Annotated in this window: 13 protein-coding genes; all 13 read right to left on the bottom strand. The window is 61.7% G+C overall.

The features are described 5' to 3' along the window. Positions 1–127 precede the first annotated feature (127 nt). Positions 128–991, bottom strand: coding sequence for a hypothetical protein (locus tag G9U53_RS28455; protein WP_070162598.1), 864 nt, complete (start codon positions 989–991; stop codon positions 128–130). A gap of 45 nt (positions 992–1,036) precedes the next feature. Then, positions 1,037–1,759 carry a hypothetical protein gene (locus G9U53_RS28460; protein ID WP_228232522.1) on the bottom strand — a complete coding sequence of 241 codons (723 nt, stop codon included), beginning with the start codon at positions 1,757–1,759 and terminating at the stop codon, positions 1,037–1,039. A gap of 105 nt (positions 1,760–1,864) precedes the next feature. Next, the gene (locus tag G9U53_RS28465) at positions 1,865–3,112 is read right to left on the bottom strand and encodes an MCE family protein (protein ID WP_003942085.1); all 1,248 of its coding nucleotides are present in this window, start codon (positions 3,110–3,112) and stop codon (positions 1,865–1,867) included. After that, a complete protein-coding gene (locus G9U53_RS28470) occupies positions 3,109–4,386 on the bottom strand; it encodes an MCE family protein (RefSeq protein ID WP_003941859.1) in 1,278 nt (425 codons plus the stop codon). The genes G9U53_RS28465 and G9U53_RS28470 overlap by 4 nt, the downstream gene beginning before the upstream one ends. Next, the gene (locus tag G9U53_RS28475; RefSeq protein WP_003941941.1) at positions 4,383–5,636 is read right to left on the bottom strand and encodes an MCE family protein; all 1,254 of its coding nucleotides are present in this window, start codon (positions 5,634–5,636) and stop codon (positions 4,383–4,385) included. Before G9U53_RS28475 ends, G9U53_RS28470 begins: the two co-directional genes overlap by 4 nt. Beyond that, a complete protein-coding gene (locus G9U53_RS28480) occupies positions 5,636–6,631 on the bottom strand; it encodes an MCE family protein (RefSeq protein WP_003942053.1) in 996 nt (331 codons plus the stop codon). The genes G9U53_RS28475 and G9U53_RS28480 overlap by 1 nt, the downstream gene beginning before the upstream one ends. Next, a complete protein-coding gene (locus G9U53_RS28485) occupies positions 6,628–7,707 on the bottom strand; it encodes an MlaD family protein (RefSeq protein ID WP_003941932.1) in 1,080 nt (359 codons plus the stop codon). Before G9U53_RS28485 ends, G9U53_RS28480 begins: the two co-directional genes overlap by 4 nt. After that, positions 7,704–9,065, bottom strand: a complete 1,362-nt coding sequence (locus tag G9U53_RS28490; RefSeq protein ID WP_003942007.1) for an MCE family protein — start codon at positions 9,063–9,065, stop codon at positions 7,704–7,706. The genes G9U53_RS28485 and G9U53_RS28490 overlap by 4 nt, the downstream gene beginning before the upstream one ends. Beyond that, positions 9,062–9,922, bottom strand: a complete 861-nt coding sequence (locus tag G9U53_RS28495; protein ID WP_003941894.1) for an ABC transporter permease — start codon at positions 9,920–9,922, stop codon at positions 9,062–9,064. Before G9U53_RS28495 ends, G9U53_RS28490 begins: the two co-directional genes overlap by 4 nt. A 5-nt stretch (positions 9,923–9,927) precedes the next feature. Further along, complete coding sequence (locus tag G9U53_RS28500) at positions 9,928–10,722, bottom strand: ABC transporter permease (protein ID WP_003942038.1); 795 nt, start codon at positions 10,720–10,722, stop codon at positions 9,928–9,930. A 9-nt stretch (positions 10,723–10,731) separates the two neighbouring features. After that, positions 10,732–11,853, bottom strand: coding sequence for an ABC transporter ATP-binding protein (locus tag G9U53_RS28505; RefSeq protein ID WP_007728450.1), 1,122 nt, complete (start codon positions 11,851–11,853; stop codon positions 10,732–10,734). Between the two features lie 259 nt (positions 11,854–12,112). Next, on the bottom strand, positions 12,113–12,499 hold the full coding sequence (rplL, locus tag G9U53_RS28510; RefSeq protein ID WP_003941857.1) for a 50S ribosomal protein L7/L12: 387 nt from the start codon (positions 12,497–12,499) through the stop codon (positions 12,113–12,115). A gap of 78 nt (positions 12,500–12,577) precedes the next feature. Beyond that, complete coding sequence (gene rplJ, locus G9U53_RS28515; RefSeq protein ID WP_165639675.1) at positions 12,578–13,162, bottom strand: 50S ribosomal protein L10; 585 nt, start codon at positions 13,160–13,162, stop codon at positions 12,578–12,580. Positions 13,163–13,518: the final 356 nt, after the last annotated feature.

A 13,518-nucleotide genomic window follows, 5' to 3' on the forward strand; every position in this document is an offset into this window, starting at 1 on the left:
ATTCGAACACTGCCACCGGGAGTGTAGCCAGCAGCGGCGTCACATACGAAAAATCTGGACCGACATCGTGCGTCGATCCAGATCTTCGCGCTGGTGCGCAGGGTGCTACTGGTCGCGAATCTCCGAGCTACTGGTCGCGAATCTCCGAGATCAGCCAGTTTCCGTCCTGCTTCTCCAGACTCACGATGACCATTCCGGAGCGAGAGTCTGCCGCCACGCCGTTCTGCGTCGAGCTGACGTTCAGTTGGGCGAGCAACTGTGCTCGGTCCTTCTCGAGCCGTGTGATCCCGATCAGCGGGACATCAGCGGTCGTTGCCGTCTGGGTTTGTTCGACGCCGGCCTTCTGCGTGTCCTTGTACTGCGTCAGCTGATCGCGCATCGACTGGTTCAGGCCCTGGACACCCTTGTCGAAATCGGCGTCGAACGTGTCGGGAGAGAACGTGAAGACTGCAGCCAACGCCGACGGCGTCACACGAAGAACCTCAGCCGTGGCGCCTTCGTCCACCCAGGCGATGTCGTCCGTCTTCGCGCCGACTTTGAAGAAGGCGATGCCGGCGAGGATCGCGACGATGACCGCTGCGGCCCCCAGGATCGCGACCAGGCGCCAACCGGCCTTGGATTGTGTAGGTGTTGTCGCCGACTCCCCCGCGCCCGTCTCCGAGGTAGCAGGGGCCTTGGGCTCGTCTGCGACGGTTTTCGCCGGTTTGGTCAGATCGGGGCCCGGTGTGGATTCCGGAGCGTCGGTTTCCGTCTTCGGCGGCTCGATGTCTCCGGACTCTGCCTTCGTGAGCGTCGGCTTCGCAACCTCCGGCTTCGCAACCTCCGGCTTCACAGCCTCCTGTGTTTCCTCTTCCGGCTGTTCGATCGTGGGCTCGACCGGATCCGAATCGGACGTCCCCGCGGGGACGTTGAGCGAGCGAGCGCTTCCCGCGATCTTCGGCCGACGGTTCTGCGGGGAGGACGGTCCGCCGGTACGACGTTTGGGTGGCATTACGCGCTTCTCCTTCGAGGGATGTCGGTGTGCAGGTTCGACGAACTACTGGCCACCGGAATCACCACCCTCGGTTGTCGGTGCGGGAGCACCGGAGGCAGGTGCCTCGGTCCCCGAACCGGGTGCGGGCGTTGCGTCAGGAGCAGGCGTGGAGCCGTCGGTGGCCGGCAGGGTGCCGGAGCCGAGATCGAGCCGAGAGCCGATCGGATCAGCCGACTGAGCCTTCCAGACCCCGTCGACCTCGACCATGCCCAGCCGCATGCCGAGCTGATTCTTGACGAACTGGTTGCCCTGGGTCGTGGTGACTCGAACGACGACCAGTGCCGTGGCGGTCCGGTCATCGGTATTGAGCTCGGTCAGCGCGGACTGAACGACTTCGGTGTCAGCCTTCGAGCCCGAGTTACGCAACTCGTCTGTGATGGAATCCTGAACGGTCTGCAGATACGTCGTCATCTCGTCACCGGTCACCGAAGAACGCATGTTCTCGATCGACTGGTCGAGATTGGCCGAATCCGCGTTGTTGAGGTTGATCGCGACTTGCTGCGCACCGATAAGCGCGTCGTCACGCATCTCGGCGGTGGTGCGGTCGGTGGTGAGCGCCCGAACGTACGGGACGCCGAACACACCGAGCGCAACCACGGCCGCCAGAAGCAAGACACCGACCGCAATCAGAGACGCTGTCAGCCCCTTCGGTCTACCGGTTGTCGGCGCTCCCGATTCCACTTGCTCGGGCCCGCCGGACTGCGGGGAACTGTTTCTCTGAATCACACTCACTACCCTACTTACCTGTTTTGCCCAGCCTCTGGCCGCGAATCGTCAACTGCCACAACTCAGTAGCCTGAACTGCACAAACTCGACCACATTCGGATCGGTCTACTTCGGTGTCACTCCGAGCAACGGCGCCAACTGCGTCGCGATCGGGTTGAGGTTCAACTTGTCCGGATCGACCTTCGGCTTGAAGTCCCAAGGCTGGATCGTGTCGGGATCGGCGTACACCACGCGGTTGGCACTGCGGACGCCCGTCTCGCTGCCCAGCGGCGTCTCACACGACGCGGCGGTGTTGAGCGGGAAGTCCTGCTGGGTGTCGTCGAAATTGGGATTCTGACGCTTCATCTCGTCCAGGATCGCCATGGTGCCTTCGTAACCCACCGTGCACGAGAGCGGATTGTTGGTCTCCAGCACCAAGCCCTGATGGACCGTTCCGTCGCCGGGAGCAACCGTCGGTGCGGCAGCGGCCAGACCGGGAAGGAAGATCAGGAACGGCTGCAGCGCGATCGTTCGCGGCGCAAGCGTCTTGGTGGTCGCGGCAAGATTGGTCAGGTCAGTCGTCAGGCTCGGGCCCGCCTCGTTGATGAGGGCACCGATCTGATCGCTGGCCGGGATGCCGTTGTCGATCAAGCGACGGATGTCCGGATCACTGGTCCGCAACTGCGCCGTGACAGCATCGAGATCGGTACTGAACTGCTTGATCGCGGAGGACTGATCCGACTGCGTCGTCAATACCGTCTCACTGTTCCGAATCAGCGCGAGCGTCTGAGGCAGAGTGTCGAGCCCGGACTGCGAGAGGCCGGACAGCGAATCGGCCAGGACCTGAATGTCCTCGCCCTTGCCGTTGAACGCTGCACCGAGTTCGACGGCGACGGTGTGGAGCGCGTCGACGGGCACGGACTTGACCAAGCCGTTGGCACTGGTCAGCACATCCTCGATCGGGATCGGAGTTGTGGTGTCCCCCACCGCGATCACCGAGCCGTCCTCGAGAAACGGTCCCTGGTCGGTATCGGGCTGAAGGTCGACGTACTGCTCACCGATGGCGGAGCGGTTGGCCACGACGGCACGGGCCGACGCGGGAATCTCCGGAGCACTGTTGTCGATCTTCAGGTCGACCTGAATTCCGTCCTCGGTCAACGACATGTCGCCCACTCGCCCGACCGGCACGCCGCGATACGTCACCTCGGCGTTGGTGAAAATTCCACCGGACGTGGCCAATTCGGTCTTGACCGTGTACTGACCGAACCCCATGAGGTTGTCCAGGCGCACGTACTTGGCGCCGACGTAGATGAGACCCAGGAGCGCAACCACGACAAAGCCGACGAGCTGCCATCTGACCAGAGCTGATCTCACTGTCCATCACCGCCGATTCCGAACTGTTCCAGCATTCCCTGGATGGGGTTGAGTGGGTTCGCCGCGGGCGCCGGCGTTGCCGGGTCACCCGCTGTTGTGGCGGGAAGGCCGGCGACAACGGGAACCTGCGGCAGGATCGGAGCGATCGGCAGCAGTGACACTGTCGGCCAGCCCGGTCGCGGTCCGTTGCCGTTGTAGTACGGGTTGGAGGGGTCGACCACCGGCTTGGGATTGCCGAACTTGGGCTGGCGGTATTCCGGTTCTCCCTGCCCGACACCGAGACCCGAGAGTGTATTGCCGATCTGCAGGTCGACACTCAGGAAGAGGTTGACGGAACCACCCTGTGCAATTTTCTCGACACCGTCCGGGAACGGGAACGTCGGAAGGAACGGAAGTGCCCCCACGAAGTCGTCACCGGAGTCTGCGAGCGCCTGCAGCGTCGGACGCAGAGCCTGAAGATCAGCGATCAGATCGTCCTTGGACTGTGTGAGGACGTCGGTTCCCACTGTTCCGAGTCGATCCACCTGAGCGAGCATCTGCGTCAGCTGCGGACGCTGCTCGTTGAGAACCTGTGTCGCAACGGGGAGTTCCTCGAGAATCTTCCCGATCTTCTCGTTCTGATCGTTGACGCGAGTCGAGAGCACATCCAGGCCGTCGAGGGCGCGTGTGATGTCGTCACGCTGCTCGTTGAGTCCACCGATGAGTGTGTTCGCCTGCTCCAGAAGACTTCTCGTCTTGCCTTCGCGACCGTCGAACGCGGCACCGAGTTCTTCGACGATGGGCTGCAACTGGCCCACACCGCCGCCGTTGAGCAGCAGCGACAATGCGCCGAGAACCTGCTCGATCTCCGTGGCGTGGCGAGTGCGATCCAGCGGAATGAGGTCACCGTCGGCCAGCTTCGCAGAGTCCGGTCCGGACGGCGGGGCCGACAGCTGGATGAACTTCTCGCCGAGCAGGTTGGTCTGCTCGACCGCGGCAATTGCGTTGGCGGGCAGATCAACCGACGAGTCGAGGATGATTCCGACGTCCGCGGTCCATCCGTCCGGTCCGACCGACACGTCGTCGACTCGACCGACGGGAACGCCGTCGACCTTCACAGCGGACTGCGGAACCAAGTCGAGCACGTCGTCGAACTGAATGGTCAAGTGCATCGGATCGGAACCCACATCAGGACCGCCGGGAAGCGGGACAGCGTAGATCCCCTCGGACGAGCAGGCGGTTGCCGAGATCAGGACGGCGCACAATCCGGCGCCGACTATCAACGAACGCTTCACTCGCCCTCCCCGTTTCCACTGGTCAGTCGCGGTGACACGACGCCGGGCACAGTGCCCGGAACTACCTGCATCTGTCGTTCGGAACCGGCAAGGATGCCGAAGGGAAGGTTCAGGCCTGCAGCCTGATTGGCTGCGTCGGTCATCGCAGCGACGTTTGCGCACTGGTCGATAGCCGGTTGCATCTGCCTTCCCAATGCCTCGAACCGCGGATCACCGGGCAACAGCTTGCCGAGGTCCATCAACTTGCAGAGCACGCCGGCCGGGTTCTGAAGATCAGGGAACGCCAGACGTGAAGCCAGCACACCTGATTCGGCGTCGTACGAGTTGACCAAGTTGGAGATCGCCAGCGGAAGCATGGTGAGCGTGTTGGCCAGTGCTTCCTTGTTGTTCGCCAATGTCTGTGTCGGTTCGACGAGACCTTCGGTTGTCTGGACCAGTTGATCGCGGTTGTCGGCCACGAACTTCGCGACGTCGCCGAGCGCAATCGAGAGCTGGTTCAGAGCGGCACCGAGATCGTCGCGCTCACCTGCCAGGAATCCGGTCAGGTCCGACAACTGCGTGTTGAACTGGCGCACCTGCTGATCGTTGGCCGCGAGAGCGCCCACAAAAGTATCCAGGTTCTTGATGGTGAGCGAGATGTTGTCACGCGAATCGTTGAGCGTCCGTGCGGCATCCGAGAGGTTGGTGATGCTGTCTCCCAACGCTTCACCGTTGCCCTCGAGGTTGGCCGCACCTGTCTCGACGAAATCGGACAGTGCTCCGTTCTTGTTGGCACCTTCAGGACCGAGAGCCGACGCGAGTTCGTCGATGCTGGAGTACAACTGGTCGACCTCGACGGGCGTCGCCGTCTTCTCGATCGGAATTACTGCACCGCTGGCCATCTTGTCGCCGCCGGTGAAGACCGGTGTCAGCTGGATGTAGCGGTCGGCAACCACCGACGGCGTGATCTGAGCGGCACTGGCACCCGCGGGAATGTCGATCCCACGATCGACACGCAGCTCGACCTTGACCTGATCTCCCTGGGGTTCGACGGATTCGACGGTGCCGACCTTGACACCGAGAACACGAACGTCGGAGCCGTCGTAGATACCCACCGACTTGTCGAAGTAGGCGGTGATCTTGGTGGTTCCGGCGCGAGTGAACACCCACCACAGCGCGCCACCGATTACGAGTAACCCGATCAGAACAGCGGCGATGATCGCGACCGAGCGCTTCTTGGAGCCGCTTCCGGCTTCGGCAGTATCAGCCATCAGTTGCCTCCCAACGTACGAACGGGGTCACGGTAGCCCGGAATGTCCGGCAGACCCGGCGGAAGGAGGTTCACGACGACCTGGTCGAACCAACGGCCGTTGCCGACCACGTTGGCATACAAGCGAATGAAGGGTTCGTAGAGCTTCAGTGCCTTGTCCAGGTTCTCGTTGTTTGCCTTCAGGATGTCGATGACGCCGTTGAGCTGCGTCAGCGCCGGCCCGATTGCCGCCTCGTTGTCACGAACGAGACCGGTGAGCTGCTGAGAGACGCGCTGGGTTCCGGTGAGCAGCTGCGAAATCGCTTGCTGGCGATTGTTGAGCTCCTGCACCAGTAGTCCACCGTCTCGGATCAGCTGGGTGAATTCCTTGTTGCGGTCAGCAAGAATCTGCGACGTCTTCCCGGTGGCGGCGAAGAGCTTCTGCAAGTCCTGATCGCGGCTCGCGATCGTCTGCGACAGCCGACTGACACCGTCGAGCGAAGCGCGGACATCGCCAGGTGTCTCAGAGAATGCCTGGGACAACGTCTCCATGCTCTTCGCCAACTGGTCGGTGTCGATGTCGCCGACGGTGTCCGCCGCGGCCGAGAAGGCCTGAACGACGTCGTACGGAGATGTGGTGCGCTCGAGCGGAATCCGATCCTTGGGATCGAGGTTGTCGGTTCCGCGCGGATCTAGGGCGAGGTACTTCTGTCCCAGAATGGTCTTGATCTGAATGGACGCAGAGGTTTGATCTCCCACCCACGCGTCACTGACCTTGAAGTCGACGAGAACACGGTCACCGTCGAGATCGACGGAAGTGACCTTGCCGACCTTCACGCCGGCGATACGAACCTCGTTACCAGGCTTGAGACCCGCGGCTTCGGAGAACTCGGCGGAGTAGGACGAGCCTGCTCCCACGAACGGAAGCGAATCGAGGAAGAACGCGGACAAAGTGGCCAGCAGCACCACGAAGATACCGATGGCTCCGGCCATTGCCGGACTGCGACGTTTACTCATCGACCTTGCAACTCCCTCATACCGTCTTGAGTGCATCGCGTGGCCGCGTTGGTGTAAATCGGCTGATTGACCGTCGGCAGGCCGGTGGGCAGATTCAGCGACGCAGACTGTCCTGGACCGGCAACGATGTCGATTCCGCACAGATAGAACTGGAACCAGGAACCGTAGCTCGCTACGCGTGCGAGCTTCTCGAGCTTGACCGGCAAGGTCTCGAGCACCGCGTTGACGTCGTCACTCCGACGATTGAGTGTGGTCGCCAATGTGTTGAGCGCCGTGATCGAGCCCTGAATCGACGGCCGCGTCGGCTCGAGCAGGTCTGCCGTCGCGTCGGTCAGGCCGGCGAGTGAGGTGACGGCCGAACCGACCACCCCACGCTCGTTGGCCAACCCGGTGACGAGTTGCTGGGTGTTGACGATCAGTGAATCGAGGTTCTTGTCGTTCGCGTTGACGGTGTCGAGAACGTCGTTGAGGTTCTTGATCACCGCGCCGATGACCGCGTCCTTGTCCGCGACGGTGTTGGTCAGGCTCGCGGTGTTGCGCACGAGCTCACTGATGGTGCCCGATTCGCCTTGGAAGACCTGGATGATCTGGTACGACAGCTTGTTGACGTCGTCCGCGCTCAGGGTGGTGAACAGCGGCTTGAAGCCGTTGAAGAGTGTCGTGAGGTTGACTGCCGGGCGCGTCTGAGACAGCGGCAGGGTATCGCCGCCGGTGATCTTCTTGCCTTGGCTGCCTTCACCTTGCGAGAGCGAGATGTACCGCTGCCCCACCAGGTTGCGGAACCGGATGGTGGCGATGGAACTGGCCGGCAACCAATCACGGTCGGACACCGAGAACTGGACCTCGGCCTGGTTGTCGTTGACGATGGCAATCTTCTCGACCTGGCCGACACGAACACCGGCAATGCGGACCTCGTCGCCCTCGTTCAACGAAGTGACGTCGGAGAAGACGGCGTTGAACTTGGTGCCGCCACCGCCGCCGAGGTTGGCGATACTGGCTGCCAGCAGTCCTGTCGCCAGGACCGTCACCACAACGAAGATGATGAGCTTTGTCAGCGGAGCTGCGAGTCCTCTCATTGGACGCTCACCTCCGCACCTGCGAATGCCGGAGCGCTGACCATCGTGGTCCACGCCGGAACATCGTCCGGCGCAACACCGTTGGCCTGTCCGTAGATCACCTTCAACGTATCCTCTTCGAGTTTCGAGCCCGCGTAGCCGGCCTGCTGAGCCGGACCGCTGTTGTTGGTCGAGAACAACTGAGGTCCGGAGCCCTCGGGTGCAGGCAGGAATTCCATGGTGGCGGGACCTGGATTGCGGGAAGGAACCTGGTAGGAACCGTCACCGTACGAACCGCCGGGGTACTGCGGGAACGGACGACCGGGCTCGGTGACGTTGTCGTAGCAAACCGGGCCGCGGTTGTCGACGAGCCGTGGCTCGTCTTGGTTGGGCAGGTAGCGACCCTTGGGGTTCACGATCTGAATACTCGCACGCACACCAGGATTGGGCGCGTCGGTGGACAGGATCTTGGCAGCTTCCGGAGCGGTGTCCGAGAAGCCCTTGAACGTGCACCCGAAGGTCGGGGAGTACTGGGCCAGAAGCTGGAGAGCTTCCTTCGAATCCGCAGCGAGCGTGATGATCGAGGACGAGTTCGCTTCGAGGAAGGCTGCGGTGTCAGACGATGTCACGGTGAGCGACGCCAGCAGTGTCCGCAACTGGTCCTGCTTCTGCACCACCGTGTTACCCGTGGTCCGCAGATTGTCGAGAGCGTTGATCAGATCGGGCGCAGCGTCCGAGTACGTCTGGGAGAAGTCCGCGAACTTGCGCAGATCCTCTTGCACCGCGGGCAGTTCGGTATTGACGCCGCGGAAGATCTCCTCGAGACGATCGACCGTCAGACCGAGCTCGGCGCCGCGTCCCGTCAGACCCTGCGCGAGAGAACCGAGAGTGTTCGCCAGATCCTGCGGCGGAATCGCCTGCAGAAGTGGGAGCAGTCCGTCCAGAACGTCGCCGACCTCGACAGCATTGCCGCTCTTGTCCTGGTGGATCACCGTTCCCGCGGAAATCGGGGTCGCGGTGGTTCCCTCCGGAATGATCAGGGAGACGTAGCGCTCACCGAAAAGCGTCTTCGGGAGCAGACGCGCCGTGACGTTGGACGGAATGAGATCAGCCTTGTCCGGCTCGATCGCGAGGACCGAGGTGACCTGGCCGTCTTTCGTCGACGCGGATCGCACCTCGCCGACCAGCAGCCCACGGACCTTGACGTCCGCGTTGGGTGGCAACGCATTTCCGACTGTGTCGGTCACGAGGTCGATCTTCACGACGTCCTTGAACGTCTTGTTGAAGGTTCCGATGGTGAAGGCCAGGAACAATGCCAACACCACGAAGAACACGAGTCCGAGCACACGGCGGCGCAGGACTGACGGAGCCTCGATCATCCGGCCACCCTCACTGTCGTCGTGGTGCCCCAGATTGCGAGGCTGAGGAAGAAGTCGAGAACGGCGATCGTCACGATTGCGGCGCGAACAGCGCGGCCGACGGCCACGCCGACACCTGCGGGACCACCTGAGGCATGGAACCCGTAGTAGCAGTGGATCAGGATCAGCACGAAGGCGAATACCAGGACTTTCGCAAACGAATACAGCACGTCCTGCGGTGGCAGGAACAGGTTGAAGTAGTGGTCGTAGGAACCCGTCGACTGCCCGTTGAAGACCGTGCTGATCACTCTCGAGGCGAGGTACGCCGCAAGCAGACCCACGATGTACAGCGGGATGACGGCGACGAAGCCGGCGATCATGCGCGTCGTGACCAGGAACGGCACCGACGGAACTGCCATGACCTCGAGCGCGTCGATCTCTTCGGAGATTCGCATGGCACCGAGTTGAGCGGTGAAACCACAACCCACCGTGGCCGAGAGCGCAAGAGCCGCAACGATCGGAGCGATCTCACGGGTGTTGACGTATGCGGAGAGGAAGCCGGTCAGGACCGAGCTACCCAACTGCTCCAGAGCGGCGAAGCCCTGGAGGCCGACGACGACACCCGTGAATCCGGACATCATCGCGATGACGCCGATGGTTCCGCCGATCACTGCGAGCGCACCGCTACCGAAGGTCACTTCGGCGAGTAGTCGAAGCGTCTCCTTCCGGTACCGATGCAGCGTGCGAGGGGTCCACGCGATGGCGCGCGCGTAGAACGACATCTGCTCGCCCGCGCGGTCCAACGCGTTCACTGGAATTCTGGCTACTTTGCGACTCTTCAGCAGGAACTGATCGCCGCGGCCTCGTGCGATGGTCATTTAGGTCAAGATCCCTTCGCCGGCACGATCTGGAGGTACACCATCGTCAGAATCAGATTGGCGAAGAACAACAGCAGGAACGTGATGACGACGGCCTGGTTCACCGCCTCACCGACGCCCTTCGGGCCACCGGACGGGTGGAGTCCCTTGTACGCGGAGATCACACCAGCGATGACACCGAACACCGCGGCTTTGATCTCACCGCTCCAAATGTCCGGTAGCTGCGCAAAAGCTGAGAACGACGAGATGTAGGCACCAGGGTTACCACCCTGCAGGATCACGTTGAAGAAGTAACCACCCGCGATACCGACGACGGACACCAGTCCGTTGAGCAGAACAGCGATCAGCACCATCGCGAGTACACGCGGAACCACCAGGCGCTGAATCGGATTGATTCCGAGGACTTCCATCGCGTCGATCTCTTCACGAATGGTTCGAGAACCGAGATCGGCCGTCACGGCCGATCCGGCCGCACCGGCGACCAGCAACGCTGTCACCAGGGGGCTACCCTGCTGGATCACCGCCAGGACGCTGGCAGCGCCGGTGAACGATTCTGCACCCAACTGCTTGATCAGCGAACCGGTCTGCAGTGAGACGACGGCGCCGAAAGGGATGGCTACCAATGCCGTCGGCAAAATTGTCACGCTGGCGATGAACCAGGCCTGCTCGATGAACTCACGGAACTGAAATGGACGCCGGAACGTATTCCTGACGACGTCGACAAACAGTTCGACGATGTTTCCGGCCTGAGTTAATGCTCCGTTGACCGGACTCAGAACCGAGTTGCGGGTAACCCCCATCCGATATGCCTACCCTTGCCCGTGTGTCGTGTTTCCGTAGGGATCGCCCTCGTATGCAGGAATGACCTGCGTGTCTTGCGAGTTGTCGTTCCACTCCCCCTGATAGCCGCTCGCTTCGGCGTACTGGGGATCGTACTGCCCAGTTCCGTCAACCTCGTCGAGGCTGTCCTGAATCGCCGCCTGTGCGTTAGCTGGGAGGGTGTGCATGATCTGACGGACGCGCTCCTGGCGACGACGAACAGCCTGACGCTCCGGGTTTCCGGGGGTGGCCTTCATCTGCGGCACGATGCCCTCGACGTCGTCGACACCACCGGCGTGGTGACCGGCGTCGACGAGCGCCTGCTCGTGCGCCATCTGAGCCTCGTCCTTCTCCTCCGACATACCGATCGGACCGATCATCGTTCCGTTGAGGAACTGCTTGACGACGGGCTCGTCCGAGGTGAGCAGCACCTCACGAGGACCGAACATCACCAACTGACGACGGAAGAGCATGCCGATGTTGTCCGGCACCGTGCGTGCGAGGTTGATGTTGTGCGAGACGATCAGAATCGTCGCGTCCGACTGGGCGTTGATGTCGATCAGCGTTTGGCTGATGTACGTCGTACGCACCGGATCCAGACCGGAGTCGGGCTCGTCGACGAGGATGATCTCGGGATCGAGAACGAGTGCACGCGCCAGACCGGCACGCTTGCGCATACCGCCGGAGATCTCACCGGGAAGCTTGTCCTCGGCGCCGACCAGACCCGTGAGGTCCAACTTCTCCATCACGATCTTGCGGATATCGGATTCCGACTTCTTGGTGTGCTCACGAAGCGGGAAGGCGATGTTGTCGTACAAGTTCATCGAGCCGAACAGTGCGCCGTCCTGGAAGAGAACGCCGAACAGCTTGCGGATCTCGTAGAGCTCCTTGGAGGAGCACTGCAGGATGTCCGTGCCGTCGATGACGATGGAGCCTTGTTCAGGGCGGAGCAGTCCGATCAGGGACTTCAGGAACACCGACTTACCGGTACCCGAAGGCCCGAGCAGTGCGCTGACCTCACCCGCGGGAAGTGTCAACGACACGTCCTGCCAAATCCTCTGCGACCCGAAAGACTTTGTCAGTCCTTGTACCGCTACCTCGACTCCCACCATTACCTCCGCGACGTCCGTTGCATGCATGCACCCGTGTGGGTTGGGTCACTCTATCGCATGGGAGTGGTACCCGTGACTGCGAATACTACTAACGAGTAGGGAAGAAGCATAATTCAGATCACAGCCTAGTTCGGACACCCCTCCCACCTGCATGAATTCCGGCATATCACCCGCGAAAAAAGTTCAAAAAAAGAGGGCCACTCCCCGTGGGGAGTGGCCCTCTTCGTTACTACTCGCGAAGAGCAGCGGGAAAACCGTCTTACTTGATGACGATCTTTGCGCCGGCAGCTTCGAGCTTTTCCTTGGCAGCCTCTGCGGCGTCCTTGGCAACCTTCTCGAGGATGGCCTTCGGAGCGCTCTCGACGAGATCCTTGGCTTCCTTCAGGCCGAGGCCGGAAACGACCTCACGGACGACCTTGATGACCTGGATCTTCTTGTCGCCAGCCGACTCGAGGACGACGTCGAACTCGTCCTGCTCTTCAGCAGCTTCTGCGCCGGCAGCCGGTGCGCCTGCAGCGGCGACGGCGACGGGAGCAGCAGCGGTGACCTCGAAGGTCTCCTCGAATGCCTTAACGAACTCCGAGAGCTCGAGGAGGGTGAGCTCCTTGAACTGGTCCAACAACTCTTCGGTGCTGAGCTTCGCCATTGTGGCGGTCCTTCCTGTAAGTCCCATGTCGCTGATCCGCGACCGGGCGGGGTTATAGCAGTGATGCGCGGGTGCGGATCAGCTTTCGGCTTCGGCCTCGGCCGGAGCCTCGATGGCAGCCTCTGCGGGGGCCTCTGCGGCTCCGCCTTCTGCAGCCTTCTTCTCCTGCAGGGCAGCGGCCAGACGGGCCATCTGCGAAGCGGGAGCATTGAACAGGCCTGCGGCCTTTGCCAAGTTGCCCTTCATCGCGCCGGCAAGCTTTGCCAACAGGATTTCGCGGGATTCGAGATCCGCGATCTTGTTGACCTCTTCCACGGACAGCGCAGCGCCGTCCATGTAGCCGCCCTTGATGATGAGCGCCTTGTTGTCCTTAGCGAAGTTCTTCAGAGCCTTCGCAGCGTCGACCGGTTCGCCCTTGATGAATGCAATGGCGGTCGGACCAACGAACAGGTCATCAAGGCCCTCGATGCCAGCCTCTGCGGCGGCACGCTTGACCAGGGTGTTCTTGGCGACGGAGTAGGTGGCACCTTCTCCGAGAGCGCGTCGCAGTGTCGTGATGTTGCCAACCGAAAGGCCACGGTATTCCGTGACCACAGCGGCGGTCGAACCCTTGAACTGCTCGGTGATTTCCGCAACTGCGGAAACCTTCTCAGGCTTTGCCATACTTCGCCTCCTCTCGTGACAGTCGTTGTCCCACTCAGGAACCGCTGCACCTCATCGGGGTGAACCCGAGAAGACACAGTCCGCGACATGCAAAACGCCCCGGCGCAAGCGCACGGGGCGTACAGAGGAAACATGAAGAAGAGGCTTACGAATCAGCGTAACGATGCAAAGCGAGGCAGTGCATAACCAGGCAAACTGTAGAACCACTACATCAAGCTATCCCCCTACCTCGTTCACCTACGTGGGCCGCCGGGCACTCCCGGACTTTCAACCACACCCATCACTGAGTGCAATCACCAACGGTCTTGGGTAGAACATGATTTTGGGGTGAAGTTCATATCCAGCACTGAACTCCG

Origin of the sequence: Rhodococcus sp. D-46 (assembly GCF_011290655.1) — a bacterium.
In the GTDB taxonomy this organism is placed as follows: domain Bacteria; phylum Actinomycetota; class Actinomycetes; order Mycobacteriales; family Mycobacteriaceae; genus Rhodococcus_F; species Rhodococcus_F qingshengii.